Raw genomic sequence first — 25,069 nt, 5'->3', positions numbered from 1 at the left:
GAGTGAGCATCGACCCTCGACCGGAGGCCGCACGGACTTTCCGTGCGGCCTCCGGGCCTGTCTCCCTCGTGCTGTGCTCGCTGCTCGCGATCTTCCTGCTCGGTGACGCCGTCGTACGCGCCGGCTGGGGCCAGATGCTCCTGCTCGCACCCTGGGTGCTGCTCGGACTCTGGGTGGTCTACGAGATCGCGTTCGTCTCGGTCGTCCGCATCGACGACCAGGGAGCGATGGTGCAGAACATGCTGCGTCGCACCTCGTTCGGCTGGAGCCGCGTGCGCGACGTCGACCTGCGCTGGCAGCTTGTCTTCTCGCTCGACGACGGCACCGACCTGTCGAGCTACGGAGGGCCGGCTCGAGCGCGGCCCGTGCGACGCGCGACCGGCGACGACGAGGCCAAGGCCCCCGTCGCGCTCCGCGACCTCACCGACGTCCGTGACCGCTGGCAGGCGGCTCTCTCCGGTGCGGACGCGCCGATCCGCCGCACGTGGGACTATCGGGCGCTCATCGCCCTCGGTGTCATCGTGCTCTGGGCCGTGGCGTCGATCCTGATCGCGAACGGCTGACCCCGCCTCGGCTCTCAGCCGGGCAACCCGAACAGCGCCGGCCAGGTCGCCGCAGCCCACAGGTAGCCGACGAACACGGTCGCGTCGATCAGGAAGTGCGCCACCAGGAACGGCATCAGCCGGCCACTGCGCTGGAACAGCCAGCCGAACAGCAGGCCCATCGCGAAGTTGCCGATGAAGGCGCCGGGCCCCTGGTAGAGGTGGTAGCTCGCGCGCAGCAGCGATGTGGCGACGATGATGGCCCACGGACCCCAGCCGAGCTGCCTGAGCCGGGCGAAGAGATATCCGAGCACGACGAACTCCTCCTGCAGCGATGCGCGCGCTGCAGCGAGGAGAAGCACCGGGATGGTCCACCAGTGGCTGTCGAGCCCCGCGGGATTCACCGCGACGAACAGCCCGAGTGCGCGGCCGGCGAGATACAGCCCGATGCCCGGGATGCCGATGGCTGCCACCAGGAGGATCCCGCGACCGACGTCCGGACCCACCCGGGTGCCGTCGAGACCCAGGCGCGCGAGGTGCGGCCTCGAGGATTGCCAGAGAAGGAAGCACACCAGCAGCACCGGGACGAGGGAGAAGCCGATCGACAGGATCTGGTAGATCAGGTCGAAGATCTCCCGATCGCTCCGGGAGGGGTTCAGGGTCGCGGTCTGGTCGGCGAGCGGCGTCTCGTCGGTGAGGCGGTACGCCAGCTGAACGACCGCATACACCGCTGACTGACCGAGGCCGAGCGCGAGGACGATCGCCACCTCCCACCACAGACGACTGCGTGAGGGAGCGGGGGAGAGGTCGGCGACGGTCACGATCACGATGCTACTTCGAGAGCGCTCAGGAACGACTCGCCCGAATACGATAGTCTGGAACGTCGGCTTCTCGGCAAAACCCCACACTCTTTAGGACATCTGCATGGCGCACGCCCTTCGCTCTGACCTCCGCAACGTCGCAATCGTCGCGCACGTCGACCACGGCAAGACCACTCTCGTCGACGCCATGCTGCGTCAGACCGGCTCGTTCGGCGAACACGCCCACGTCGATGAGCGCGCGATGGACTCGAACGACCTCGAGCGCGAGAAGGGCATCACGATCCTCGCCAAGAACACGGCGATCACCTACAAGGGCAAGCATGCTCAGGGCAAGGAGATCACGATCAACGTGATCGACACCCCCGGCCACGCCGACTTCGGTGGTGAGGTCGAGCGCGGCCTGTCGATGGTCGACGGCGTCGTGCTGCTCGTCGACGCCAGCGAGGGCCCGCTCCCGCAGACCCGTTTCGTGCTGCGCAAGGCTCTCGAGGCCAAGCTGCCCGTCATCCTCCTGGTCAACAAGACCGACCGTCCCGACGCTCGTATCGCCGAGGTCGAGGAAGAGGCTCACGACCTGCTGCTCGGCCTCGCGTCCGACCTCGTCGACGACGTGCCCGACCTCGATGTCGACGCCCTGCTCGACGTTCCCGTCGTCTACGCGTCCGGCCGTGCCGGCGCGGCCTCGCAGAACCGCCCCGCCGACGGATCGCTGCCCGACAACGACGACCTCGAGCCGCTGTTCGAGGCGATCCTCGAGCACGTCCCCGCTCCCGCCTACGACGACGAGCACCCGCTGCAGGCCTGGGTCACCAACCTCGACTCCAGCCCCTTCCTCGGTCGTCTCGCTCTGCTGCGCGTCTTCAACGGCACGCTGAAGAAGGGCCAGACGGTCGCCTGGGTCCGCGCTGACGGCACGCACCAGAACGCACGCATCACCGAGCTGCTCAAGACGCGGGCGCTCGAGCGCTACCCGGCCGATTCGGCGGGCCCGGGCGACATCGTCGCCATCGCCGGCTTCGAGAACATCACGATCGGCGAGACCATCGCCGACCCCGAGGATGTCCGGCCGCTTCCCGCGATCACCGTCGACGACCCGGCCATCTCGATGACGATCGGCACCAACACCTCGCCGCTCATGGGCAAGGTCAAGGGTCACAAGCTCACCGCTCGCATGGTCAAGGACCGTCTCGACAAGGAGCTGATCGGCAACGTCTCGCTCAAGGTCGTCGACATCGGACGCCCGGACGCCTGGGAGGTGCAGGGCCGCGGAGAGCTGGCGCTGGCCATCCTCGTCGAGAACATGCGCCGTGAGGGCTTCGAGCTCACCGTCGGCAAGCCGCAGGTGGTCACGAAGAAGATCGACGGCAAGACGTACGAGCCGTTCGAGCACCTCACGATCGACACGCCGGAGGAGCACCTCGGCGCGATCACGCAGCTTCTGGCGAACCGCAAGGGCCGCATGGAGAACATGACGAACCACGGCACCGGCTGGGTGCGCATGGAGTTCATCGTCCCGTCGCGCGGTCTCATCGGGTTCCGCAGCGAGTTCCTCACGACGACCCGAGGCACCGGCATCGCGAACGCGATCTCGCACGGCTACGAGCCGTGGGCCGGTTCCATCACGACCCGTCAGAACGGCTCGATCGTGGCCGACCGTCAGGGCGTCGTGACTCCGTTCGCGATGATCGCCCTGCAGGAGCGCATGTCGTTCTTCGTGCAGCCCACGCAGGAGGTCTACGAGGGCATGGTCATCGGCGAGAACTCCCGCGCCGACGACATGGACGTCAACATCACGAAGGAGAAGAAGCTCACCAACATGCGTGCGGCGAGCTCCGACACCTTCGAGTCGATGACGCCCCCGCGCCAGCCGACGCTCGAGGAAAGCCTCGAGTTCGCCCGTGACGACGAATGCGTCGAGGTCACGCCCGAGGTCGTCCGCATCCGCAAGGTGAATCTCGACGCGAACACTCGTGCGCGTGAGACCGCTCGCCTGAAGCGCCAGGACGCGAACGTCTGAGAATCGTCTGAGAGAAGGGGCCCTGTACCGCCGGAATCGGCGGTACAGGGCCCCTTTCTCACGAAACGTCCAGGAGTGCCGTTGCAGAATCGTTACCTTGCGCCTGGGGCGATCTCCCGATGAGTGTCCTGTGACGGGCGTACGACGACCCGAAAGTCGAACCCAATGCTTCACACCACCCGTGCGCTTCGGCGCGCCCACGCGGCGGCGACAGCTCGTGACGCCATCACGGCGCGTCGCCCGAAACTGATTCTCGGAACGATCACCGGAGGCGTGCTCGGCCTCGCTCTGACGGTCGGCATCGTGTCCGCCCCCGCGGCCGGCGCCGAGCTGCCGGACGCCGTCGCAGGCGTCACCTCGTTCGTCACCGGCGAGCCGGACGCCCCGGCCAAGAGCGCGGATGACTCGGCGCTCACGATGGTCGCCGCTCAGGATGCCGTCGCGGCAGCGGAGGCGCTGAACGCAGAGGTCGCGGCATCGGGCCTCGATCTGGGCGCCGCACCCTCGAGCGTCGACACCGCTGACGTGACCACGTGGGTCGATCAGCTGGCGGACCGTGATGACTTCTCGAACAGAGAGCTCTCGAGCCTGACCGCGTACGCAGTCACCGGAACCGACGAGATCGTCGCGGAGACCGCTGCGCTGCAGGCGTCCTATGTCGCGGCCCAGGAGGCGAAGGCCGCTGCGGACGCGGCTGCGGCCCAGGCGGCGGCTGAGGCCGCGGCGCTCGCTCAGACGAACACCGTCGACGGCGCGAAGGCCGCGGCTCGCGACATCGCGTCGAGCGAGTACGGCTGGGGCGAGGACCAGTTCTCCTGCCTGAACTCGCTGTGGACCAAGGAGTCCGGCTGGAACTACAAGGCGTACAACGCCTCGGGTGGCGCGACGGGGATCCCGCAGGCTCTGCCCGGAAGCAAGATGGCGTCAGCCGGGTCCGACTGGCAGACCAACGCGGCCACTCAGATCCGCTGGGGCCTCGGGTACATCTCGTCGGTCTACGGCACCCCCTGCAGTGCGTGGGGCCACTCCCAGTCGGTGAACTGGTACTGAGCCGCAGCTCCGCACACCCTCCCTCCGAGACCCACCCCGCCTGCGTGCGGTGGTGGGTCTCGGTGTGTCCGGACATGTGTCGCAACAGGGCACTGCATGCCCTAGGCAGCGCGACGCATTGGCACTACGGTGAGCGATGACGGCTGGGGGGTCGTGGACTCGAAGGAGAACGCATGGACGTCGCGGCGCTGGCTGGCATCCCGCAGCAGGTCTCGACGGGTGGGCTGCCCGGGTGGGAGAGGGTCGACCAGCTCGTGCGTGAGGCTCATCGTCTGTATGCGCAGGACCACGGCGGCGCGGTCGCCGACTACATCCCGGTGCTCGCCGAGGCCGACCCCGAGCTGTTCGGTCTCGCGGTCATCGAGGTCGACGGCGGCCTGCATGACGCCGGGGATGCGCAGCATCCGTTCTCGATCCAGTCGATCTCGAAGATGTTCGTCTACGCCCTGGCGATCCAGGAGCACGGCCATGAGCGGGTGCGCGACATCGTCGGCGTCAACAACACCGGCCTCGCCTTCAACTCCCTGATGGCGCTCGAGCTCAACGGCGGACACCCCATGAATCCGATGGTCAACGCCGGTGCGATCGCGACGACGGCACTGATGCCGGGGCAGACGGCTGTCGAGCAGTGGGAGCGCGTGCGCGAGGGGCTCTCTGCTTTCGCCGGGCGCGCGCTGAGCCTCGACGGCGTGGTGTACGCCTCGGAAGCCGCGACCAACGAGCGCAACCGGGCGATGGGCTGGCTGCTCCGCAGCTACGGACGGCTGGTCGGCGACCCCGACGAGGTCGTCGACGTCTACACGCGTCAGTGCGCTCTCAGCGTCACGGCCCACGACCTCGCGGTGATGGGGGCGACGCTCGCCGACGGCGGCGTGAATCCGATCACGGGCGAGCGGGTGGTCTCTGCGGACGTCTGCCGCGACACTCTCGCAGTGGTGGCATCCACGGGCCTCTACGAGGCCTCGGGGGAGTGGCTGTTCGAGATCGGGCTGCCCGCCAAGTCGGGTGTGGCAGGAGGGATCGTCGCCGTCGCGCCGGGCAAGGGTGCCGTCGCCGGATTCTCACCGCGCCTCGACGCGGCGGGAAACTCCGTGCGATCGCAGCTCGCCATCGGTCACCTCTCCCGCGCTCTCGGACTGAACCTGTTCGCCTCCGCGCCCGCGCCGACCGCTCGGTCGACGGATTGACCTCCTTCCCCGCTCAGAGGACCCTGCCATGACACTCACTGCTCCGGCATCCACGAAGACCTCCTGGATGCCGCTCGTCAGTCTCTTCCTCGCCCAGGTGCTCATGTCGTTCAACGTGGCAGCCCTGCCGATATCCCTCGGTGGCATGGTCAGTGAGTTCGGCGTGCCGCCGACGGTCGCCAGCACCACCATCGTGATGTACGGCCTCGCCGTGGCCGCCCTCGTGATGACCGGCGCGAAGCTCGGTCAGCGGGTCGGCTGGGTCCTCATCTTCCGGATCGTGATCGGCCTGTTCGCCGCGTCGTCGGTGCTGATGATCGTGTCCCCGAGTGTGGGCTGGGCCATCGCGGGGCAGGCGGTCGCCGGCGCCGCCGCAGCGATCATCGTCCCCTCGATCGTGGCGCTGATCGCCGAGAACTATCGGGGCGCGCAGCAGGCGACGGCGATCGGTGCGATCGGGTCCGCCCGAGCCATTTCGGGAGTCACCGCGTTCCTCATCGGCGGCACGCTCGGCACCCTGGTCGGATGGCGGCCGATGTTCTTCATCGTGTTCGGCATCGCCGTGGTCGTCTTCGCGTTCAGCTTCACGCTGCGAGGTGATGGGGGAGACGCGTCGATCCGCATCGACCTCGTGGCGTCGCTCCTCATCGGCGCGGCCATCGTGCTTCTGACCCTGGGTTTCAACAACCTCAACGGGTGGGGTGCCGTCGCTGCGACCGAGGCCGCACCGTTCAACATCCTCGGGCTCTCGCCTGCGCCCGCCTTCGTCGTCGTCGGGATCGTGCTCGGTCAATGCTTCTTCGTCTGGACTCGCCGTCGGATGGCCGAGGGCAAGGTGCCGCTGATCGACCTCAGCATCCTCGACTCGTCGAAGGAGCGCGCTGCCGTGTACGCGATGTTCATCGTCGTGGCGCTCGAGGCGTGCGTGAACTTCACCATCCCCCTGTACATCCAGATCGTGCAGGGAAGGACGCCCTTCGACACGTCGCTCGCGATGATGCCTTTCAACCTGACCGTGTTCATCACCGCCACACTCGTCGTCCGGTTCTACAAGCGCTACCCGCCGCGGGTCATCGGCGTCTTCGGCTTCATCCTCACCACGGTCGCGCTCGTCTGGCTGTCCTTCGTGGTGAACAACAACTGGGAGACGCTTCCGACGATCCTCGGGCTGGTCGTGTTCGGCATCGGTCAGGGTGCGCTCGTGACCCTCGTCTTCAACGTGCTCGTCACCGCGGCGCCGGCTGAGCTCGCGGGTGATGTCGGCTCGTTGCGCGGCACCACGCAGAATCTCGCCTCGGCGGTCGGGACCGCTCTGGCCGGCGCACTCCTCGTCTCGCTCCTCGGGGTGAGCATCGGCCGCGCGGTCGTCGAGCACCCCGAGCTGCCGCCGTCGCTCGTCGCGCAGGTCGACATGGACAACCTGAACTTCGTCAGCAACGACGACCTGCGCGCAGCACTCGAGCAGACGGATGCGACGCCCGAGCAGGTCGACGCGGCGGTGGCCGTCAACGAGGAGTCCCGTCTGGGGACGCTGCGACTCGGCCTGCTGCTGCTCGCGGGACTCAGTGCCGTGGCGATCCTGCCTGCATCCCGGCTGCCGAAGTACAAGCCGGACGAGATCCCGGACCCGTCACCGGTCTCGGGCTCCGCGCCGAAGTGATGCTCAGCGCAGCTCCGAGATGAGCACCGCACTGGTCGAGGCGATGGTCGCCTCGAACACGTGGGGCGCGTCTCCGGCGTACGAGAGATAGTCGCCCGGGTTCAGTAGCACGGGGGCGTCCGACGGACCGATCCGAGCCTGGCCGGAGATGAGGATCACGTGTTCGGTCGTTCCCACGTGATGCGGATCGGAGCGGCGTGGATCCCCCGGATCCGCGTGGATCAGGTACACATCCCGCCTCGCACCCGGCGGGCTCGCTGAGAGCAGGGTCGCGCTGTACGCGGCGACCGACGACGGGACGCCCGTGAGATCATCGGCGCGGATGAGCGTCGGCGCGTTGCTCTGCTGATCGACGAGGACGGCGAACGGCACCCCGAGCGCGACGCCGAGCGCCCAGAGCGTCTCGACGCTGGGGTTGCCGGCACCGGACTCCAGCTGGGAGACGGTCGCCTTCGAGATTCCCGCTCGACGCGCCAACTCCGACACGGACAGTCCGGCTCTCTCCCTCTCTCTGCGCAGAGTGCGGGCGATGCGTGTTCGGAGTTCCTCCATGTGTTCATCATGTCAAACGATCGTTCGCTTGACTATCCCGGACACCGCGTTCAGAATGATGGTCATGTGTTCACCGCAGCGAACGATCGTGCGATGAGCGCCGACCGCGAGGTCTGGCGTGAAGCGCTGGGAGTCGTGCTCGCCACCAGCGCCTATGGCATCTCGTTCGGCGCGCTGGCCGTGGCATCCGGACTCGACGTCTGGCAGGCGTGCGTGCTGAGCCTGCTGATGTTCACGGGCGGGTCGCAGTTCGCCTTCGTCGGAGTCTTCGCCGCCGGAGGAGTGTCCGCACTGCCGTCGGCGATCGCGTCGGCCGCGCTGCTGGGAGTGCGCAATGTCGCATACGGCATGCGGATGTCACCCGTCGTCGGCACGACCACCGGACGGCGGATAGCGGCGGCGCACTTCACGATCGACGAGTCGACCGCCGTGGCCATCTCGCAGACTGATCCGCGGCTGAGGCAGGTCGGCTTCTGGGTCACCGGGATCGGCATCTTCATCGGCTGGAACATCACGACCCTGATCGGGGCACTCGTCGGCGACGTGCTCGGTGACCCCAAGACCTGGGGGCTGGATGCTGCGGCGGCCGCGGCGTTCCTGGCTCTGCTCTGGCCGCGCCTGAAGGAACGTCAGGCCATAGCGGTCGGGGTGGCTGCGGCGGTGGTGGCGGCCGCCCTCACGCCGTTCATCATGCCCGGGCTGCCCGTGCTCGTGGCAGCCGTCGTCGCGATCATCGTGGGCTGGTTCAACTGGCTCGGTCGAGTCGATGCCTCCGCACCTGACGGTGGGGAGGCCGCCGCGTGAGCATCTGGAGTGCGATCCTTCTCGCTGCGGTGATCTGCCTCGCTCTGAAGGCCGCCGGGTACCTCGTGCCGCCCTCGGTGCTCGAGGCACCGCGACCGGCGCGCATCTCCGATCTGCTCACCGTGGCCCTGCTCGCCGCGCTCGTGGCCGTGCAGACCCTCGGAGCCGGGCAGGCCGTCGTCGTCGATGCACGGGTTCCCGCTCTGCTCGTCGCGGCCGGGCTTCTCTGGCTGCGTCAGTCGTTCCTCGTCGTGGTGGTCGCGGCCGCCCTCGTCGCGGCTCTCCTGCGCCTGTTCGGGCTCGCTGTCTGAGCGCTCCTTCGCGGCGGCGCGCGTAGGATCGACTCGTGCGTATCGGATGGATCTCCCGGGTGCTCTCCTGGATCGCCGCGGCTCTCGTCGGCGGCGTGTTCGGCGTCGCAGGGACGATCGGTCACAGCCTCATGTGGGGTCCCGTGCCCGTCGGACTCATCGTCGGAGCGATCGCGTGCGGCGCGATCCTCGTCGCGATCCGCGCGCTCACCCACGACCGAGGCGCGACTCTCGCCGCGGGGCTCGGCATGCTCGGCATGCTGGTGCTCATCTCCGGCGTCGGGCCCGGGGGATCGGTGGTGGTCGAAGACACGCTCAGCGGTCGCATCTGGACCTATCTCGTCGCGGGGCTCGTGCTCCTCGCTGTCGCATGGCCCTCGTTCTCGCGGCTTCCGACTCGCACCGAGGCGCAGGCGTCGACGGCCGCGGCATCCGGCACGGCGCCCGGCGCAGACGAGGCGACCGCTCCTCGTGCCCCCGTCCTGGGCGATCAGACCGGCGGCGAGTCGTAGACTGGAGGGGTGACGTATGTGATCGCCCTCCCGTGCGTCGATGTCAAGGATCGCGCCTGCATCGACGAGTGCCCCGTTGACTGTATCTACGAGGGCGAACGCTCGCTGTACATCCACCCCGACGAATGCGTCGACTGCGGCGCGTGCGAACCCGTCTGCCCGGTCGAGGCGATCTACTACGAAGACGACCTGCCCGACGAGTGGCAGGACTACTACAAGGCCAACGTCGAGTTCTTCGACGAGGTGGGCTCCCCGGGCGGTGCGGCCAAGGTCGGCGTCATCGCACACGATCACCCGATCATCGCCGCTCTCCCGCCGCAGGGCGAGTAGTCCGTGAGTGTTCGCGATCTCGCCGACTACCCGTGGGATGCGGTCGTTCCCTACCGCGAACGCGCCGCGCGTCATCCGGACGGAATCGTCGACCTGTCGGTCGGTTCGCCCGTCGACCCGACGCCCGAGCTGATCCGCCGGGCACTGTCGGAGGCGACCGATGCGCACGCCTACCCTCAGACCGTCGGCACTCCCGCCCTTCGTGAGGCGATCGTCGAGTGGTACGCGCGGCGCAGGGGAGTGAGCGACCTGACCGTCGACAACGTCCTGCCCACCATCGGCTCGAAGGAGCTGGTGGCTCTGCTGCCGACTCTTCTGGGTCTGGGGGAGGGCGACATCGTGGTGCATCCCCGAATCGCCTACCCGACCTATGAGGTGGGTGCTCGCGTCGTGGGAGCGACCCCGCTGCCGTCCGACGATCCGACGGAGTGGCCTGACGGCACCAAGCTCATCTGGATCAACACGCCCGGGAATCCGGACGGCCGTACCTGGACCGTGGAGGAACTGGCTGCTGCGGTCGAGCGGGCTCGAGAGCTGGGAGCCGTGCTCGCGAGCGACGAGTGCTACGCCGAGCTCGGCTGGGACGGCCGCTGGGCGACTGAGCCGATTCCGTCGATCCTCGATCCTCGCGTGACCGGTGGCAGCAGGGCGAATCTGCTGAGCGTCTACTCGCTCAGCAAGCAGTCGAATCTCGCCGGCTATCGTGCGGCATTCGTCGCAGGGTGTGCGCGCATCGTCGGCGAACTGCTCACCGCCCGCAAGCACCTGGGCCTGATGCCGCCAGAGCCGGTGCAGCACGCCATGGCAGCGGCGCTGGGCGATGACGAGCACGTCGCCGCTCAGAAGGCGCTCTACCGAGCGCGACGCGACATGCTGCGGCCTGCGCTCGAGGCGGCGGGGTTCCGGATCGACGGCTCGGAGGCCGGGCTCTACCTGTGGGCGACGGAGGGGCAGGACGCGTGGGCGAGCATCGAGCGGCTCGCCGATCTCGGCATCCTGGCGGGTCCCGGTCCGTTCTACGGTGAGTTCTCGACCCAGCACGTGCGACTGGCTCTGACGGCTCCCTCCGACAGGATCGCTGAGGGCGCGCGGCGTCTGCACGCACAGGCCGTGTAGGTTCTGGCCTCAGATCAGTGGTTCTTTTGTCGGTTGTCACAGTAGGCCTGTGTGCCTACTAGGCTGTAAAGGCGATTCGGTCGTGTATCGACGATCTCGAACTGACCTGGTGCACAGCGCCGTGACATCGCCACATCCGACTTGATGAAGATCCATGAGGAGGCCCGCGTGAGCGCAGCGGCAGAGCAGCAGGCGACGGCGAAGCTGACGATCGGCGATACGACCGCTGAATTCCCACTCGTGCGCGGCACGGCCGGCAACGACAGCATCGACTTCTCGACGCTGACGCGGCAGACGGGTTACACGGGACTCGACTACGGGTTCGTCAACACGGCGTCGACGAAGTCCGCGATCACGTTCATCGACGGAGACAAGGGCATCCTGCGCTACCGCGGGTATCCGATCGAGCAGCTTGCCGGTTCGACGAGCTACCTCGAGGTCGCCTGGCTCCTCATCTACGGCGAGCTTCCCTCCGCCGCCGAGCTCGCCGAGTTCGACGAGAAGATCCGTCGGCACACACTGCTGCATGAAGACCTCAAGCGCTTCTTCTCGGCGCTTCCGCACACCGCGCACCCCATGTCGGTGCTGTCGTCTGCCGTCGCAGCCCTCTCGACCTACTACGAGGGTCAGACCGACCCGCACAACCCCGAGCACGTCGAGCTGAACATGATCCGGATGCTGGCCAAGCTGCCGGTCATCGCGGCGTATGCACACAAGAAGAGCATCGGCCAGGCGTTCCTGTACCCCGACAACTCGCTCGGCTTCGTCGAGAACTTCCTGAAGCTCAACTTCGGCGTGCATTCCGAGGAGTATCAGGTCAACCCCGTGATGTCGAAGGCCCTCGAGCTGCTGCTGATCCTGCACGAGGACCACGAGCAGAACGCGTCGACCTCGACTGTGCGTCTCGTCGGCTCGACGGGCGCGAACCAGTTCGCCTCGATCTCCGCCGGCATCCAGGCTCTCTCCGGCCCGCTGCACGGCGGTGCGAACGAAGCCGTGCTCACCATGCTCGGGCAGATCCGCGATTCCGGTCAGAGCGTCTCGCGCTTCGTCGAGCGGGTGAAGAACAAGGAAGAGGGCGTGAAGCTGATGGGCTTCGGGCACCGGGTCTACAAGAACTACGACCCGCGCGCCAAGCTCGTCAAGGAGGCGGCGGGCGAGGTGCTCGCCGAGCTCGGCGTCACGGATCCGCTGCTCGACCTCGCTCAGGAGCTCGAGGAGCTGGCTCTCGCCGACGATTACTTCAAGGAGCGTCGTCTCTACCCGAACGTCGACTTCTACACCGGCGTGATCTACAAGGCGATGGGCTTCCCGACGCGCATGTTCACCGTGCTGTTCGCGATCGGCCGTCTGCCCGGTTGGCTCGCACAGTGGCGCGAGCTGCAGCTCGACCCGCAGACCAAGATCGGTCGCCCGCAGCAGCTCTACACAGGATCTCCCGAGCGCACCTTCCAGACCCGCTGAATCGACTCGCGATGCCTGTCGTGAGCGCGGAGGCCGTCGTGCCGGTGGATCCGGCGACGGCCTTCGCCGTCTCACAGACGACGGGTGCGATCCGACGCCGGTGGGATCCGTTCATCAGTGAGCAGCACTTCCTCGATGGCGCCGATGTCGCGGCCAAGGATGTACGGACGTTCACCAGGCAGCGCTTCGGCTTGTCGATGGTGAGCCGGTATGTGTCCTACGCCCCGCCGAGGAACGTCGGGATGGTCATGGAGACCGGGCCGTGGTTCTTCACGAAGCTCGGCGGAGGCTGGCGGTTCACCGAGGTGCCTGAGGGCACGCTCGCCGTCTGGAAGTACAACTTCTCGTGTCAGCCGACCTGGCTCGCGCCGATCACCGAGTGGATCGGCGCGCGGGTGCTCGGGTTCGAGATCCGTCGGCGCATCGCCGGTTTCGCCCGAGGGTGCTCAGACCCGCAGGTGCTGGCCGCCGTTCGCGGCTGACCTCGCGCAGGCGGGACGAAGAAGGCGGGTGCCCCGACGCTGAGCGTCGGCGCACCCGCCTGTATGTCTCTCGGGTCAGCGGCCCTGCGAGCCGCGACCACGGCCGCCCTGGCCACCGGAGCGGGATCCGCCCTGGCCACCCTGACGGCTGCCGGCCGTGGCGCCCTGGCCGCCCTGGCCCGAGCGGGGACGACGGCTGCGGCGCGACGGCGGGTTTGCCGCTGAATTGCGCTCGCCGCCGGCGGGGCGCTGCTTCGACGACTGACGCTGCTGCTGCTGGGGCTGAACCGGAGCCGGACGCACGTGCGGCGCACGCTCGGGGACGAGCTCGGTGACGGCGTTCGACGTGACGGGCTCGAGCGCGGCGGTGATCGACGCCTTGCGCAGGAGGTCCTTCACATCACGACGCTGCTCGGGGAGGACCACCGTGACGACGGTTCCCGCGGCTCCCGCACGGGCGGTGCGGCCGGAGCGGTGCAGGTATGCCTTGTGCTCCATGGGCGGGTCGACGTGGACGACGAGGTCGACGTTGTCGACGTGCACGCCACGGGCGGCGACGTCGGTCGCGACGAGGACGCGCACGCCTCCGTCGGCGGGATCTGACGAGAAGGCGCCGAGGTTGCGCTCACGCGCGTTCTGCGAGAGGTTTCCGTGCAGATCGACAGCGGGGATGCCCGCCGCGGTCAGCTGCTTCGCGAGCTTCTTCGCCTGGTGCTTCGTGCGGGTGAAGAGGATGCGGCGACCGGTGCCCGAGGCGAGCTCGCGCACGAGAGTGGTCTTGTTGTCGGTGGAATCGACGACGAGCACGCGGTGCGTCATCTCGCCGACGGGCACGCTCTCCTCGTCCACCTCGTGGCTCACGGCGTTCGAGAGGAACCGGCGGGCGAGGGTGTCGATGCCGCGGTCCAGCGTGGCGCTGAACAGCAGGCGCTGTCCGCCGGCGGGCGTGGCGGTGAGGATGCGGGTGACACCCGGCAGGAAGCCGAGGTCGGCCATGTGATCGGCCTCGTCGAGCACAGTCACCTCGACGGAGTCGAGCTGCACGACCCGCTGCTTCATCAGGTCTTCGAGGCGGCCGGGGCACGCGACGACGATGTCGACGCCGTTGCGCATGGCCTGTTCCTGGGGACGCTGGCTGACGCCGCCGAACACGGTGGTGACGCGCAGGCCTTTCGCCTCGGCGAGGGGCGCGATGGTCGCGGCGATCTGGGTCGCGAGCTCACGGGTCGGAGCGAGGACGAGTCCTCGGGGGTGCCCGGGACGGCTCTTGCGCGACGAGGCGGCGAGGCGGGCGACGAGGGGGAGCGCGAAGGCGATCGTCTTGCCGCTGCCGGTGCGGCCGCGGCCTAGGAGGTCGCGTCCGCCGAGCGAGTCGGGAAGCGTGTCGCGCTGAATCGCGAACGCCTCGGTCTTGCCGTCCTTCGCGAGGACGGCGGCGAGGTCGGCGGGCACGCCGAGATCGAGGAAGGAAGTCATGAAGTATCTCCGAGAAATGCACGCACGAGCCGAGGGGCCGGGTGCGGAAGGTGGGCGACGGCGCGGGATCGCGCATCGTTTCGCCGTTCGAAATGGCCAGAACCAGGCAAGTGGCGCGGGAGCGTGTCGACGACGCAGACGTCTCGCAGTGCGAGTGGCGTCACCGCGACACTATCACGGCAGTCCCGGAGAAGGCTGAGACGGCCCGCTCTCAGCGAGTCGTGCGATCAGGCGTGGAGTGCGTCGTTGAGGGTCACACCGACGCCGGCGCGCTGCACGGCTTCGACCGCGCCGCTCAGCGAGTTGCGGCGGAACAGCAGTCCGTCGCGCCCGGACAGCTCGGAACCCTTGGCGGTCTTCCTGCCGCCGTCAGGCGTCGCCGGGCCGTCGACCAGCACGACCTTCGTGCCGGCCGTCACGTACAGTCCGGCCTCGACGACGCAGTCATCGCCGAGCGAGATGCCGATGCCCGCGTTGGCTCCCAGCAGCGTGCGTGCCCCGATGGAGACGCGGTGTGCGCCGCCGCCCGAGAGCGTGCCCATGATCGACGAGCCGCCGCCGATGTCGCTGCCGTCGCCCACCACGACGCCCTGGGAGATACGTCCTTCGACCATCGACGCACCGAGGGTGCCTGCGTTGAAGTTCACGAAGCCCTCGTGCATGACGGTCGTGCCGGGGGAGAGATGCGCGCCCAGGCGGACGCGCGACGCATCTGCGATGCGCACACCGGCAGGCTGCACGTAGTCGGTGAGCCGGGGGAACTTGTCGAGCCCCTGAACCTGGATCCCTGAGCGCTGGAGCACGGGTCGAAGCCGCGCGGCATCCACGGGGTGCATGGGGCCGGCGTTCGTCCACGCCACGTTCGGCAGATGCGCGAAGATGCCGTCGAGGTTGAGTTCGTTCGGTCGCACCAGGAGGTGCGACAGTGTGTGCAGCCGCAGATAGGCGTCAGCGGTCGAGGCCGGCGCAGCATCGAGATCGATCTGCAGCTGTACCGTCTGCACCGAGACGTTTCGACGTTCGTCCGGACCGGTGAACTCCTCGAGCGCCGCGAGCGCGGTGGCCGCATCGTCGGCACCGGGCTCGACGGCCGTCACCTCGGGGAACCAGGCATCGAGTACGGTGCCGTCACCGGCGATCGTCGACAGTCCAGTACCCCACACGGTGCGCGCCTCAGTCATACCTCCACGGTATCGCTACCGGCGACGGGGGATGGTCCAGATGTCGGGGTAAGTAGGCTGGGGTCATGATGCTCGATCTGACCGCGTCCTCCGTCGACCTGACCCGTGCGATCTGCGACATCCCGAGCGTGTCGGGTGACGAGAAGGCGCTTGCGGATGCCATCGAGCAGGCGATCTCCGCGTATCCCCATCTCGAGGTGATCCGCCACGGCAACACGATCGTCGCGCGCACCGATCTCGGGCGAGCGCAGCGGGTCGCGATCGCCGGACACATCGACACCGTGCCGATCAACGGCAACGTGCCGACGAAGGACGTCGAGATCGACGGCGTCGAGTACATCTGGGGCCGGGGAACCGTCGACATGAAGAGCGGCACCGCTGTGCAGCTGAAGCTCGCCGCCGAGCTCACCGAGCCCTCGGTCGACATCACCTGGATGTGGTACGACAACGAAGAGGTGGAGGCCTCGAAGAACGGGCTGGCGCTCCTCGCCGCGGTGCGGCCGGATCTCTTCCAGGCCGACTTCGCGATCCTCGGCGAGCCGTCCAACGGCGAGGTCGAGGGTGGCTGCAACGGCACGATGCGCGCGATCGTGCGCACCACCGGCGTGCGTGCGCACGCGGCACGTGCGTGGATCGGTGAGAACGCCATCCATCGGGCAGCCCCGATCCTCGCGCGCCTGGCCGAGTACCGTGCACGAGAGATCGCGGTCGACGGACTCCTGTATCGGGAGAGCATGAGCGCCGTGCGCATCACAGGCGGGGTCGCAGGCAACGTGATCCCCGATGCCTGCGAGGTCGAGGTGAACTACCGGTTCGCTCCGAGCAAGTCGGCAGCAGATGCAGAAGCGCACATCCGCAACCTCCTCGCCGGCTTCGACGTGGAGATCACGGACGCCGCAGAAGGCGCGCGGCCGGGCCTCGACGCGCCGATCGCCCAAGACTTCGTGGCGGCCGTCGGCGCCGAGCCTCGCCCGAAGTACGGCTGGACCGATGTCGCTCGGTTCTCCGCCCTCGGCATCCCCGCCGTGAACTACGGACCGGGAGACCCGCACCTCGCGCACCATGACGAGGAGCGCGTGCCGCTCGCGCAGATCGACGCCGTCGAGCGAGGACTGCGCGCATGGCTCAGCTCGCGCTGACCGCGACCCGCCGGTGGGCCGCAGCGCCACTGGCGCTGCGCGTGGCCCTGATCTACCTCGCCGCTCGCGCGGTGACGACCGCGATGATGATCGCGGCGGCGACGCAGTCGACATCGCTGTCGAGGTTCGGCGCAGAACCGGGCCTCGCCGATTTCATCGTCGGGTGGGACGCGCAGTGGTACTGGCTCGTCGCCGAAGAGGGATACCCCTCGGATCTGCCGCTCACCGAATCGGGTGACGTCGCTGAGAACGCCTGGGCGTTCATGCCGGTGTTCGCCTTCGCCGCCAAGGCGATCGGCTTCGTGTTCGGGTCGTGGGGGATGGGCGCCTTCCTGCTGTCATTCGTGGCCGGCTACCTCGCCTGTCTCGCGCTGCACCGATTGCTGCGCGATCGGATCGGCGCGCGTGCGGCGATGTGGGCGGTGGTGTTCTTCGCCTCCGGACCGATCGCGGCGATGTTCCAGGTGGGGTACGCCGAGACCCTGTTCCTGCTGCTGCTCTTCCTGGCTCTCGATGCCACGGTGCGACGGAACTACGCCTGGCTGTATCTCCTCATCCCCGTGATGGCGTTCACCAGACCGGGGATTCTCGCGTTCGCGCTGTACCTGGGTCTGCACGGCATCCTCCGCTGGTGGCATCGCAGGGATGATCCGCTCGCCCCGCGGGAGATCATGCACATCGTGGCGCTCGGCGCACTCGCCACGGTCGCGGGCTTCTCGTGGCAGGTCATCGCCGGTGTCGTGACCGGCGATCCCGGTGCGTACCTGGCGACCGAGCTCTCCTGGCGTCGCAACTGGCTCGTGGGGGGTGTGGACGGGTTCGTGCCTTTCGAAGGGTGGGTCCAGGCATCCCAGTTCTGGTTCGGTCAGTGGGGACTCCCCGGCTCGTGGGGGCCGGTCGCCGTCGCGCTCCTGGTGGTGGCAGTGGGTGCCGCCCTGCTCTACGTGCCGCAGGTGCGTGTGCTGGGTCCCGACCTGCGGCTGTGGAGCGCGAGTTACCTCCTCTACCTGCTCGCGGTGTTCTTCCCCCAGTCGAGCACCTTCCGGCTGCTGCTGCCCGTGAGCCCGATCGGGGGAGCACTCGCGGTGCCGCGCTCGCGCGTCTGGCGGCTCGGGGTCCTGGCCGTCTGCCTGTTGGGGCAGTGGCTGTGGATATTCCACATCTACGCCCTGGGGAACACCTTCTGGCAGGTGCCGTGAATGTTAAGGCTTGATGCATTTCTTCATAGGGGACATCCAGGTTCCGGTAACACCCGATAAACTGATCGCATACCACCGGAGGAAAAGGAGCCCACGATGGCAGCGATGAAGCCGAGGACCGGAGACGGACCCATGGAGGCCGTGAAAGAAGGGCGACTCATCATCGTGCGCGTCCCGCTCGAAGGCGGCGGCCGTTTGGTCGTCTCCGTGAACGACGCAGAGGCGAAGGAGCTTCACGACGTGCTGGCAGCCGTCGTGACGCCCGCCTGATCGAACTCGAATTCGCGCACGCGGATTCACGAAGAGGGCGACGGATCGATGATCCGTCGCCCTCTTCCGTCCGTTCACGACGGTGTTCGGCTCAGCTCTCGCCGACGCTGATCAGCTGCAGCAGCCCCTCGCCGGAGGCAGAGACGGTCGCGAGCACGGCTGATGACTCCTGAGTCTCCTGCACGAGCGAGCGGTAGGCGGAGGTCACCTCGTCGCGCTGCACCGGATCGGCGACACGGCCGCCTCCGAGAATGCGGGGGACGAGAACCATTCCGCCTCGACGCACCAGCCGCAGGCCATGCTCGACGTAGTCGATGACGTTCTCGGGGTCGGCATCGACCAGCACGATGTCGTATGACGCCTCGTTCATGCGGGGCAGCACGTCGGCCGCGCGACCTGTGATGAAACGCGCCTTCGTCGCGGGGACGCGTGCGTCGGAGAAGGCCTGACGGGCGGCGGCGAGGTGCTCGGGCTCGTTGTCGATCGAGGTCAGCACCGCCTGCGGCGCGCCGCGCAGCAGCCAGAGACCCGAGACTCCGGCGCCCGTGCCGATCTCGACGATCGATCTGGCACCGGTCGCGGCGGCCAGCACGGCGATCTGCGAGCCGACGGCCGCGCTGATCGGCGACGCGCCGAGTTCGATGGCGTGCGCACGCGCGCGGGCGATCGGCGACGGCTCCGCGATGGACTCGCGGATGAAACGTGCATTCGCATCGTTCTCGCTCATTGCCTGATTCTCCCGACTGAGATATGTGTTCTCCCAGGGTATGCGCTCGGTGCGCGGCACAACGGCAGGCGCGGCGGTAGCCTGGACAGATGCAGTTCGGGATCACCTTCGAGAAGCTGCTGCTCATCGGTCTGATCGCTGTGCTTCTCATCGGACCGGAGCGGCTGCCCCGCTACGCCGAGAGCGTCGCCAAGCTCGCTCGGCGCGCCGGCGAGTTCCTCCGCGACACCAAATCGCGTGTCCGCGACGAGATGGGTCCCGAGATCGACGACGTCGACTGGCGCAAACTCGATCCACGGCAGTACGACCCCCGGCGCATCATCCGCGACGCGCTCTTCGAAGACGACGCTGCGCCCGGTCCCGCCCGTGCGGAGGCAGTCGTTGCGGAGCCGACGGTGAAACCGGTGCGGACGGCGAGGGTGCGACCGGAGTTCTCGGTCGCGAGTCCTCCGCCGTACGATTCCGAAGCGACATAGCCCGAGTCTCCGCCCGGCGGAGCTCCGCTGCGAAGGCTCAGCCGATGCGCGCGCGCAGCGTGGCGAGGTCGTCGTCCGTCACCAGTGACCGGGGGATGGCGGTGATCGCCGACGCGCCACGCAGCTTGAGCAGCACCGCGTCAGCGCCTGCTCGCACGCTCTGGAAGGTGCTGTAGTCGATGTCGGACGAGCGATGCCCCGCGCCGATGTGCAGGGCAGTGTCGCCCAGTCGCACCCAGACGACGGTGCCTGGCGGGGTCGCCGAATGCACGGCACGCCGTGCTCCGACGATCGTCATCACGACGGCATAGACCATCAGACCGATGCTCGCGACGGGGAGCAGACCCGACAGCCCCGGGTTGCCTCCGGTCGCGCTCAGATTCAGGATGCTCAGCGCGAGCGCTGCAGCGAGGGCGATCCACATCACGATCGCCGCAGGACGAGTGAGCGCGTAGACCGCCGCATCTCGAGCCATTCCCCGAAGCAACCGCTCATCGACGGTGACAGTCATGGTCGGGCCTATCCGACATTCATGGGAAGCGACCGGCCGGCGAGTCCGCGCCCCTGTCCGGCGAGAGTGCGGGCCAGATCACGGATCGCCGTCGCCGCCGCATCGGCGCCGTCGCTCAGGACGACCGGCACACCGTCGTCGCCTCCGGAGCGCAGCGCGGGGCTGAGCGGGATCGACGCCAGCAGCGGAACGGACTGCGTCTCGGACAGCGCCTCTGCGACGGCCGCACCTCCGCCCGAGCCGAACAGGTCTATCACGCTGCCGTCCGGCAGGGTGAGCGCGCCCATGTTCTCGACCACGCCGATCACCCGCTGACCGGTCTGACGCGCCACCAGCCCGCTGCGGATCGCCACGTCGGATGCGGCCGCCTGCGGGGTCGTCACGACGAGCACCTCGGCGTGTGGCAACAGCTGCCCGATCGAGATCGCGATGTCGCCGGTGCCGGGGGGCATGTCGATCAGCAGGATGTCGAGGTCGCCGAAGAACACGTCCGTCAGGAACTGCTGCACTGTGCGGTGCAGCATCGGACCGCGCCAGGCCACCACGGCCTCGCCGTCGCGCAGGAACATGCCGATGGAGATCGTCTTCACTCCGTGGGCGACGGGCGGGAGCATGAGGTCGTCGATGCGCGTGGGCTGTGTCCCCGCGGGGATGCCGAGGAGCCCGGGGATCGAGAAGCCGTGCACATCGGCGTCGACGAGACCGACTGCGAGACCCTGCGCGGCGAGTGCGACCGCGAGGTTCGCCGTCACCGTGGACTTGCCGACCCCGCCCTTGCCGCTGGAGACGAGGATCACCCGCGTGAGCGAGTCCGGGCCGAAGGGCATCTGGCGCGGCGGCCGGCCGTCGCGCAGCTTCTCGGTGAGCGCCTTGCGCTCGGTGGGCGTCATGACACCGACCTCGACGTCCACCTCGGTGATCCCCGGCACGGAGGCGGCGGCCGCGCGGACGTCCGATTCGATGCGGGCGGCAGCCGGGCAGCCGACGATCGTGAGGACGATCGCGACGTGCGCGCGCGGACCGTCGACGTCGATCTCCCTGACCATGTCGAGATCGCCGATGGGGCGTCGCAGCTCGGGATCTGTGACCGCGGCTACGGCCGCCCGCACGGAATCAGCCGTGCTCATGATGATGCGGCGCGGCCGCGGGGGCGTCGCTCGACCGGCTCGTCGTCATGGTCTCCGAGCTCGGCGAGCAGCGACTTGAGCTCCTGCCGCAGCACATCGCGGGTCACGACCTGGTTGTTGCGCTCCTCGAGCGACATCCGCAGCGCGACGATCTCACGGGCGAGGTACTCGGTGTCGGCGAGGTTGCGCTCGGCCCGCTGACGATCCTGTTCGATCTGCACCCGGTCACGGTCGTCCTGGCGGTTCTGCGCGAGAAGGATCAGAGGGGCCGCGTACGACGCCTGCAGCGAGAGCATGAGGGTGAGGGCCGTGAAACCGAGCGCCGCGTCATCGAAGCGCAGGTGGTCGGGCAGCAGTGTGTTCCAGCAGATCCAGAGCACACAGAACAGAGTGAGGATCAGCAGGAACGCGGGGGTGCCCATGGCGCGGGCGACCCACTCGGTGAAACGGCCGAAGCGATCACGAGACGTCGAGCGCTGGCGGGAGGTGCCGCGGCCCAGGGGTGCGTCGAGCCGAGGCGAGCGCGAGCGGGAGCGGGGCATCAGCGCACCTCCTTGGAGACCGTCGGCTCGTCGCTGTCGTGCGTGCGCCAGTCATCCGGCAGCAGGTAGTCGAGGACGTCGTCGATGCTGATCGCGCCGACCAGTCGGTGGGCGGCATCGATCACGGGGAGCGAGACGAGGTCGTAGCTCGCCAGCATCCTGGCGACCTCAGCGGCGGACGCGGTGACCCGCACCGGCTCGAGGCTGTCGTCCATGATGGCCCCGAGACGTTCGTGCGGCGGGTAGCGCAGCATCCGCTGGAAGTGCACCATGCCGAGCAGCCGACCGGTCGGCGTCTCGAACGGCGGCAGGGTCACGAAGACCGCGGCTGCGAGGGCGGGGTGCAGCTCGTGGCGCCGGATGAGGGCGAGCGCCTCGGCCACCGTCGCGTCGGCCGACAGGATGATCGGCTCGGGCGTCATGAGTCCACCGGCCGTGTCGGGGCCGTAACGGAGCAGCATCCTGACGTCCTCGGCCTCTTCGGGCTCCATCAGCTCGAGCAGCTGCTCGAGACGATTCGGCGGAAGCTGCGCGAGGAGGTCCGCGGCGTCGTCCGGTTCCATCTGGTCGAGGATGTCGGCGGCGCGCTCGTCGCCGAGTCGATCGAGGATATGCACCTGCTCGTCTTCGGGCATCTCCTCCAGGGCATCGGCCAGGCGGTCGTCCGAGAGCTCCTCGGCCACCTCGATCATGCGCTGCTGGGGGAGGTCGAGCAGGGTGTTCGCGAGGTCGGCTGCGTGGAGCTCCGAGTACGACGCGACGAGCTGCTCGGCCGACTGGGACTCGCCGGGGGAGTGCTGCTCGGCGACCTCGCTCCAGGCTGCGAACGTGGTCGGTCCCTTCGCGAACGGAGAGGCGCTGGTCTTCGGTCGACGCAGGAAGAGCTGACTGATCGCCCATTCCCCGATGCGGTTCGGCTCGATGGCGACGTCTTCGATCACGGCGGTGCCGCTGCCGTCGACGAGGCTCACCCGACGCCCGAGGAGCTCGGCGAGAACGCGCACCTCGCCGGCGCGCGGTGAGAATCTGCGCACATTGATGAGACCGGTGCTGATCACCTGGCCCGCGCGGATCGACGTCACCCGTCCGATGGAGAGGAAGACCTGTCTGCGCCCGGGGATCTCGACGACGAGGCCGATGACGCGGGGAGCACCCGTACTTCGGTACACGATGACGACATCACGGACTTTGCCGAGCCGGTCGCCCACGGGGTCGAAGACGGCGCAGCCAGCAAGGCGCGCGGCGAATACCCGTTGTGTGCTCACTCGTCCAGCGTAGTCGCCGGTGTCGCAGGGGTGGGCCCCGGCGGCACCGCTGCACGACACACTCCCGGCCCTGTCACCACAAGGCATGGAACAATGGCGGGATGAGCATGCTGAACCGTCCAGCCGACAGCCGCGATGAGGGCGAGATCGTCGCCTCCACACGCGATTACGAAGGCGCCCAGAAGACGGTGTCGAAACTGATCGCCCAGGAGGTGCCCGCCCGGGACATCGCGATCATCGGACAGAGCGTCCGGACGGTCGAGCGCATCACCGGGCGTCTGGGCTATGCAGCAGCCGCCCGATCGGGAGCGATCAACGGCGTGCTCATCGGTCTCTTCCTCTCTGCGATCCTCGTGATCGGCAACCCGGAGGTTCCGATCCAGTTGTTCGTCGGATTCGTCTTCATCGGCGTCGCACTCGGGATGCTGCTGAGCCTCGTCACGTATGCGATCGTGCGGCGACGCCGCGACTTCGCGAGCGTCACGCAGTTCGCGGCCGATCACTACGAGGTCCGCGTCCAGGCCGCTTCGCTCGCGAAGGCCCGTCTCGCCCTGGGTGCGGCCACGCCGGCACCGGCGCGGGCACTGGTGAACCTCGACGAGCCGCCGCGGTACGGCGAGCGCATCACCCCCGGCGCGCACGAACCGGCCGGACAGCCGACGACCACGACACAGCCGACGCCCGAAGAGCCGACGCCCGGAGCTGATCCGACTCCCGGCAGCGAGCCGACACCGCCGCTGGGCGGTGGTGTCACTCCGCCTGCAGAGCCGGCCGTCCCGCCGAGGCCCGCGGATTCGGAGCCGCCGTCTCCCGCGGCGCCCGGGACCGGTGGCGCGGGGGTTCCTCCGAAGTCTGCGGAGCCCGCCTGATGTCAGACGCACCCCGCGATCCGTCGACCCCGTCCGAGCGATCGGCGCAGCCCGCACCGCCGCCCGTGCCTCCCGTTCCGCCCTTCCCTGACGGGCAGCAGCCCGCGGCGCCGGCCCGTCCGCTGAACCCGTACGCCCCGCCGCCGGCGCCCGGCTCAGCCCCGCAGCAGTCGCACGGCTACGCACCGCCCCAGGGCTCCGCGTACGCACCGCCGCAGGCCCCGGGGTATGCGGCACCCCAGGCCCCGGGGTATGCGCCGCCTCAGGCGCCGGGCTACGCGCCGCAGCAATCGGCACCGGGCTACGCGCCGCAGCAATCGGCACCGGGCTACGCGCCGCCGGCCTACCCCGTACAGGGGTACCCCGTCGGCGCCTACCCTGCGGCCGTCCCCCCGCGGGGTCTGCTTCCGTGGGCACTGGGCCTGCTGATCCTCATCCCGTTCCCGTTCGTCGGCGGACTCGCGTCCGGACTCGCCATGGCCGTGAGCGGCGGGGCGTCCCGTCGATACGGCGGGGTCGCGCGTGAGAACGCTCGCGCTGCGCTGAACTGGGGGCTGACGTACCTTCTGGTCTCCACGGTGCTCCTGGTCACGCACTTCGTGCTGCTCTTCGCGCTGACCTCCGATTCGCCGACCACCGGCTTCTACCCGCTCGGCATCCCCATCACGCTCTATTTCGCGCTCTCGGTGCTGCACGTCGTGCTCGTGATCGTGGGCATGGTGCGTGCGTCGAGCGGCAAGGTCATGCGCGTGCCGTTCGCCATCCCGTACCTGCGGGCCTGATGATCGAGATCCCTGTCGAGCTGCCCTCCGGGGTGACGACGGTCTCTGCCGACTGGGCGCCCGGAGACAACGGCGCGACAGTCCTGATCGCCCACGGCGCCGGTGCGGGCAAGGACCATCCATTCCTCGTGGGATTCTCGGATGCGCTCTCGGACCGGGGATTCTCCACCCTGCGGTTCAACTTCCCCTACGTGGAGCAGGGGCGCAGGATGCCGGGGCCTGCGGCGCACGCGATCGCGACGTGGAACGCGGCGGTGGCCTTCGCGCGCGATCTCGACGCGGAGGCCGCCATCTGGGCCACAGGCAAGTCCTACGGCGGACGCATGGCATCGATGGCCGTGGCCGAGGGACTGGCGGTCGACGGTCTCGTCTACCTCGGCTACCCGCTGCACGCTCCGGGCAGACCGGAGAAGCCGAGAGCTGAGCACCTGCCGGCGGTCGCTGCGCCGCAGCTGTTCATCGAGGGCACGAACGACCCCTTCATCCAACCTCTGACACAGTTCGATGACGTCGTCTCCACGTGTCAGGACGCCCGCGTCGTCTGGATCGAGGGTGGCGGTCACACCTTCGAGGTGAAGGGGCGCAAGCGTGCGGCATCCGACATCGGCGCGTCGCTCGCGCCGATCGTCGCGGAGTTCGTCCGGCCCTGACAGCATG

At 68.6% G+C, this 25,069-nt stretch carries 28 protein-coding genes; 19 read left to right on the top strand and 9 right to left on the bottom strand.

All coding sequences use genetic code 11. The features are described 5' to 3' along the window. Window positions 1-2 precede the first annotated feature (2 nt). Complete coding sequence (locus tag ACZZZQ_RS01675) at window positions 3-563, top strand: PH domain-containing protein (protein ID WP_295104154.1); 561 nt, start codon at window positions 3-5, stop codon at window positions 561-563. A gap of 14 nt (window positions 564-577) precedes the next feature. Here the strand turns inward: ACZZZQ_RS01675 and ACZZZQ_RS01670 are convergent, their stop codons facing one another. Continuing rightward, window positions 578-1,363, bottom strand: coding sequence for a CPBP family intramembrane glutamic endopeptidase (locus ACZZZQ_RS01670; protein WP_463506756.1), 786 nt, complete (start codon window positions 1,361-1,363; stop codon window positions 578-580). Between the two features lie 103 nt (window positions 1,364-1,466). Here ACZZZQ_RS01670 and typA point away from each other — a divergent pair, with 103 nt between their 5' ends. From typA to ACZZZQ_RS01650, 4 genes are all read left to right on the top strand, one after another. Beyond that, window positions 1,467-3,380 carry a translational GTPase TypA gene (gene typA, locus ACZZZQ_RS01665; RefSeq protein ID WP_463506755.1) on the top strand — a complete coding sequence of 638 codons (1,914 nt, stop codon included), beginning with the start codon at window positions 1,467-1,469 and terminating at the stop codon, window positions 3,378-3,380. A 165-nt stretch (window positions 3,381-3,545) separates the two neighbouring features. Further along, window positions 3,546-4,430, top strand: a complete 885-nt coding sequence (locus ACZZZQ_RS01660; protein WP_463506754.1) for an aggregation-promoting factor C-terminal-like domain-containing protein — start codon at window positions 3,546-3,548, stop codon at window positions 4,428-4,430. Between the two features lie 173 nt (window positions 4,431-4,603). Then, on the top strand, window positions 4,604-5,617 hold the full coding sequence (gene glsA, locus ACZZZQ_RS01655) for a glutaminase A (RefSeq protein ID WP_053095570.1): 1,014 nt from the start codon (window positions 4,604-4,606) through the stop codon (window positions 5,615-5,617). 28 nt (window positions 5,618-5,645) lie between these two features. Beyond that, on the top strand, window positions 5,646-7,277 hold the full coding sequence (locus ACZZZQ_RS01650) for an MFS transporter (RefSeq protein ID WP_072590999.1): 1,632 nt from the start codon (window positions 5,646-5,648) through the stop codon (window positions 7,275-7,277). A gap of 3 nt (window positions 7,278-7,280) precedes the next feature. On the opposite strand, the gene ACZZZQ_RS01645 is transcribed toward ACZZZQ_RS01650, so the two are convergent. Further along, window positions 7,281-7,829, bottom strand: a complete 549-nt coding sequence (locus tag ACZZZQ_RS01645) for a helix-turn-helix domain-containing protein (protein ID WP_463497496.1) — start codon at window positions 7,827-7,829, stop codon at window positions 7,281-7,283. A gap of 93 nt (window positions 7,830-7,922) precedes the next feature. On the opposite strand from ACZZZQ_RS01645, the gene ACZZZQ_RS01640 reads away from it, so the two are divergent. The 7 genes from ACZZZQ_RS01640 to ACZZZQ_RS01610 all read left to right on the top strand — a co-directional run bounded on the left by ACZZZQ_RS01640 (window position 7,923) and on the right by ACZZZQ_RS01610 (window position 12,848). Continuing rightward, a complete protein-coding gene (locus tag ACZZZQ_RS01640; protein WP_187249388.1) occupies window positions 7,923-8,633 on the top strand; it encodes an AzlC family ABC transporter permease in 711 nt (236 codons plus the stop codon). Further along, window positions 8,630-8,944, top strand: coding sequence for an AzlD domain-containing protein (locus ACZZZQ_RS01635; RefSeq protein WP_053095573.1), 315 nt, complete (start codon window positions 8,630-8,632; stop codon window positions 8,942-8,944). The genes ACZZZQ_RS01640 and ACZZZQ_RS01635 overlap by 4 nt, the downstream gene beginning before the upstream one ends. 35 nt (window positions 8,945-8,979) lie before the next feature. Continuing rightward, window positions 8,980-9,456 (top strand): histidinol dehydrogenase, encoded by a 477-nt coding sequence (locus ACZZZQ_RS01630; protein WP_463506753.1) that lies wholly within the window; start codon window positions 8,980-8,982, stop codon window positions 9,454-9,456. 9 nt (window positions 9,457-9,465) lie between these two features. Then, a complete protein-coding gene (gene fdxA / locus ACZZZQ_RS01625; RefSeq protein WP_042542002.1) occupies window positions 9,466-9,786 on the top strand; it encodes a ferredoxin in 321 nt (106 codons plus the stop codon). Window positions 9,787-9,789: 3 nt separating this feature from the next. Further along, complete coding sequence (dapC, locus tag ACZZZQ_RS01620) at window positions 9,790-10,902, top strand: succinyldiaminopimelate transaminase (RefSeq protein WP_463506752.1); 1,113 nt, start codon at window positions 9,790-9,792, stop codon at window positions 10,900-10,902. A 144-nt stretch (window positions 10,903-11,046) separates the two neighbouring features. Next, the gene (locus tag ACZZZQ_RS01615; protein WP_187249390.1) at window positions 11,047-12,366 is read left to right on the top strand and encodes a citrate synthase; all 1,320 of its coding nucleotides are present in this window, start codon (window positions 11,047-11,049) and stop codon (window positions 12,364-12,366) included. Window positions 12,367-12,377: 11 nt separating this feature from the next. After that, window positions 12,378-12,848, top strand: a complete 471-nt coding sequence (locus tag ACZZZQ_RS01610) for an SRPBCC family protein (RefSeq protein WP_463506751.1) — start codon at window positions 12,378-12,380, stop codon at window positions 12,846-12,848. Window positions 12,849-12,923: 75 nt separating this feature from the next. Here ACZZZQ_RS01610 and ACZZZQ_RS01605 read toward each other — a convergent pair whose 3' ends face one another. After that, entirely contained in the window at window positions 12,924-14,324 is a 1,401-nt protein-coding gene (locus ACZZZQ_RS01605; protein ID WP_053095576.1) for a DEAD/DEAH box helicase, read from the bottom strand. Between the two features lie 227 nt (window positions 14,325-14,551). Beyond that, window positions 14,552-15,505, bottom strand: coding sequence for a 2,3,4,5-tetrahydropyridine-2,6-dicarboxylate N-succinyltransferase (gene dapD / locus ACZZZQ_RS01600; RefSeq protein ID WP_053095577.1), 954 nt, complete (start codon window positions 15,503-15,505; stop codon window positions 14,552-14,554). A 65-nt stretch (window positions 15,506-15,570) separates the two neighbouring features. Here dapD and dapE point away from each other — a divergent pair, with 65 nt between their 5' ends. From dapE to ACZZZQ_RS01585, 3 genes are all read left to right on the top strand, one after another. Next, on the top strand, window positions 15,571-16,644 hold the full coding sequence (dapE, locus tag ACZZZQ_RS01595; RefSeq protein ID WP_056278082.1) for a succinyl-diaminopimelate desuccinylase: 1,074 nt from the start codon (window positions 15,571-15,573) through the stop codon (window positions 16,642-16,644). Continuing rightward, window positions 16,626-17,843, top strand: a complete 1,218-nt coding sequence (locus tag ACZZZQ_RS01590) for a hypothetical protein (RefSeq protein WP_463506750.1) — start codon at window positions 16,626-16,628, stop codon at window positions 17,841-17,843. The genes dapE and ACZZZQ_RS01590 overlap by 19 nt, the downstream gene beginning before the upstream one ends. 96 nt (window positions 17,844-17,939) lie before the next feature. Next, window positions 17,940-18,113 (top strand): DUF3117 domain-containing protein, encoded by a 174-nt coding sequence (locus tag ACZZZQ_RS01585; protein WP_067122349.1) that lies wholly within the window; start codon window positions 17,940-17,942, stop codon window positions 18,111-18,113. 91 nt (window positions 18,114-18,204) lie between these two features. On the opposite strand, the gene ACZZZQ_RS01580 is transcribed toward ACZZZQ_RS01585, so the two are convergent. Continuing rightward, on the bottom strand, window positions 18,205-18,840 hold the full coding sequence (locus tag ACZZZQ_RS01580) for an O-methyltransferase (RefSeq protein WP_053095580.1): 636 nt from the start codon (window positions 18,838-18,840) through the stop codon (window positions 18,205-18,207). A gap of 89 nt (window positions 18,841-18,929) precedes the next feature. Here ACZZZQ_RS01580 and ACZZZQ_RS01575 point away from each other — a divergent pair, with 89 nt between their 5' ends. Beyond that, window positions 18,930-19,316, top strand: a complete 387-nt coding sequence (locus ACZZZQ_RS01575) for a Sec-independent protein translocase family protein (RefSeq protein WP_053095581.1) — start codon at window positions 18,930-18,932, stop codon at window positions 19,314-19,316. 37 nt (window positions 19,317-19,353) lie between these two features. Here ACZZZQ_RS01575 and ACZZZQ_RS01570 read toward each other — a convergent pair whose 3' ends face one another. Genes ACZZZQ_RS01570 through ACZZZQ_RS01555 form a run of 4 tightly spaced genes read right to left on the bottom strand, consistent with a single transcriptional unit; the run spans window position 19,354 to window position 22,761 of the window. Continuing rightward, window positions 19,354-19,827 carry a hypothetical protein gene (locus tag ACZZZQ_RS01570; RefSeq protein WP_082297768.1) on the bottom strand — a complete coding sequence of 158 codons (474 nt, stop codon included), beginning with the start codon at window positions 19,825-19,827 and terminating at the stop codon, window positions 19,354-19,356. An 8-nt stretch (window positions 19,828-19,835) separates the two neighbouring features. Next, entirely contained in the window at window positions 19,836-20,954 is a 1,119-nt protein-coding gene (locus tag ACZZZQ_RS01565; RefSeq protein WP_320487893.1) for an Mrp/NBP35 family ATP-binding protein, read from the bottom strand. Continuing rightward, entirely contained in the window at window positions 20,951-21,496 is a 546-nt protein-coding gene (locus tag ACZZZQ_RS01560; RefSeq protein ID WP_053095584.1) for a DUF1003 domain-containing protein, read from the bottom strand. Before ACZZZQ_RS01560 ends, ACZZZQ_RS01565 begins: the two co-directional genes overlap by 4 nt. Further along, window positions 21,496-22,761: a magnesium transporter MgtE N-terminal domain-containing protein gene (locus ACZZZQ_RS01555; RefSeq protein ID WP_053095585.1), complete on the bottom strand. Its 1,266-nt coding sequence runs from the start codon at window positions 22,759-22,761 to the stop codon at window positions 21,496-21,498. The genes ACZZZQ_RS01560 and ACZZZQ_RS01555 overlap by 1 nt, the downstream gene beginning before the upstream one ends. Before the next feature lie 101 nt (window positions 22,762-22,862). Between ACZZZQ_RS01555 and ACZZZQ_RS01550 the strand changes: the two genes are divergently transcribed. From ACZZZQ_RS01550 to ACZZZQ_RS01540, 3 genes are read left to right on the top strand one after another with little or no spacing between them, the layout of a single operon-like run. Next, window positions 22,863-23,630 (top strand): YflT domain-containing protein, encoded by a 768-nt coding sequence (locus tag ACZZZQ_RS01550; RefSeq protein ID WP_463506749.1) that lies wholly within the window; start codon window positions 22,863-22,865, stop codon window positions 23,628-23,630. Further along, on the top strand, window positions 23,630-24,412 hold the full coding sequence (locus tag ACZZZQ_RS01545; protein ID WP_463506748.1) for a DUF4870 domain-containing protein: 783 nt from the start codon (window positions 23,630-23,632) through the stop codon (window positions 24,410-24,412). The genes ACZZZQ_RS01550 and ACZZZQ_RS01545 overlap by 1 nt, the downstream gene beginning before the upstream one ends. Beyond that, on the top strand, window positions 24,412-25,062 hold the full coding sequence (locus tag ACZZZQ_RS01540; RefSeq protein ID WP_295100551.1) for an alpha/beta hydrolase family protein: 651 nt from the start codon (window positions 24,412-24,414) through the stop codon (window positions 25,060-25,062). The genes ACZZZQ_RS01545 and ACZZZQ_RS01540 overlap by 1 nt, the downstream gene beginning before the upstream one ends. Window positions 25,063-25,069 lie beyond the last annotated feature (7 nt).

This window comes from Microbacterium sp. AC132, from assembly GCF_979258525.1.
This window is presented reverse-complemented; position numbering and strand designations above follow the sequence as displayed.

Excerpts from the sequence above, each read along its gene's own strand:
- typA (WP_463506755.1), top strand. The coding sequence starts at position 1,467 with ATGGCGCACGCCCTTCGCTCTGACCTCCGCAACGTCGCAATCGTCGCG.
- ACZZZQ_RS01660 (WP_463506754.1), top strand. The coding sequence starts at position 3,546 with ATGCTTCACACCACCCGTGCGCTTCGGCGCGCCCACGCGGCGGCGACA.
- glsA (WP_053095570.1), top strand. The coding sequence starts at position 4,604 with ATGGACGTCGCGGCGCTGGCTGGCATCCCGCAGCAGGTCTCGACGGGT.
- ACZZZQ_RS01650 (WP_072590999.1), top strand. The coding sequence starts at position 5,646 with ATGACACTCACTGCTCCGGCATCCACGAAGACCTCCTGGATGCCGCTC.
- ACZZZQ_RS01645 (WP_463497496.1), bottom strand. The coding sequence starts at position 7,829 with ATGGAGGAACTCCGAACACGCATCGCCCGCACTCTGCGCAGAGAGAGG.
- ACZZZQ_RS01640 (WP_187249388.1), top strand. The coding sequence starts at position 7,923 with ATGAGCGCCGACCGCGAGGTCTGGCGTGAAGCGCTGGGAGTCGTGCTC.
- ACZZZQ_RS01615 (WP_187249390.1), top strand. The coding sequence starts at position 11,047 with ATGAAGATCCATGAGGAGGCCCGCGTGAGCGCAGCGGCAGAGCAGCAG.
- ACZZZQ_RS01610 (WP_463506751.1), top strand. The coding sequence starts at position 12,378 with ATGCCTGTCGTGAGCGCGGAGGCCGTCGTGCCGGTGGATCCGGCGACG.
- ACZZZQ_RS01605 (WP_053095576.1), bottom strand. The coding sequence starts at position 14,324 with ATGACTTCCTTCCTCGATCTCGGCGTGCCCGCCGACCTCGCCGCCGTC.
- dapD (WP_053095577.1), bottom strand. The coding sequence starts at position 15,505 with ATGACTGAGGCGCGCACCGTGTGGGGTACTGGACTGTCGACGATCGCC.
- dapE (WP_056278082.1), top strand. The coding sequence starts at position 15,571 with ATGATGCTCGATCTGACCGCGTCCTCCGTCGACCTGACCCGTGCGATC.
- ACZZZQ_RS01590 (WP_463506750.1), top strand. The coding sequence starts at position 16,626 with ATGGCTCAGCTCGCGCTGACCGCGACCCGCCGGTGGGCCGCAGCGCCA.
- ACZZZQ_RS01585 (WP_067122349.1), top strand. The coding sequence starts at position 17,940 with ATGGCAGCGATGAAGCCGAGGACCGGAGACGGACCCATGGAGGCCGTG.
- ACZZZQ_RS01580 (WP_053095580.1), bottom strand. The coding sequence starts at position 18,840 with ATGAGCGAGAACGATGCGAATGCACGTTTCATCCGCGAGTCCATCGCG.
- ACZZZQ_RS01575 (WP_053095581.1), top strand. The coding sequence starts at position 18,930 with ATGCAGTTCGGGATCACCTTCGAGAAGCTGCTGCTCATCGGTCTGATC.
- ACZZZQ_RS01570 (WP_082297768.1), bottom strand. The coding sequence starts at position 19,827 with ATGACTGTCACCGTCGATGAGCGGTTGCTTCGGGGAATGGCTCGAGAT.
- ACZZZQ_RS01565 (WP_320487893.1), bottom strand. The coding sequence starts at position 20,954 with ATGAGCACGGCTGATTCCGTGCGGGCGGCCGTAGCCGCGGTCACAGAT.
- ACZZZQ_RS01560 (WP_053095584.1), bottom strand. The coding sequence starts at position 21,496 with ATGCCCCGCTCCCGCTCGCGCTCGCCTCGGCTCGACGCACCCCTGGGC.
- ACZZZQ_RS01550 (WP_463506749.1), top strand. The coding sequence starts at position 22,863 with ATGAGCATGCTGAACCGTCCAGCCGACAGCCGCGATGAGGGCGAGATC.
- ACZZZQ_RS01545 (WP_463506748.1), top strand. The coding sequence starts at position 23,630 with ATGTCAGACGCACCCCGCGATCCGTCGACCCCGTCCGAGCGATCGGCG.
- ACZZZQ_RS01540 (WP_295100551.1), top strand. The coding sequence starts at position 24,412 with ATGATCGAGATCCCTGTCGAGCTGCCCTCCGGGGTGACGACGGTCTCT.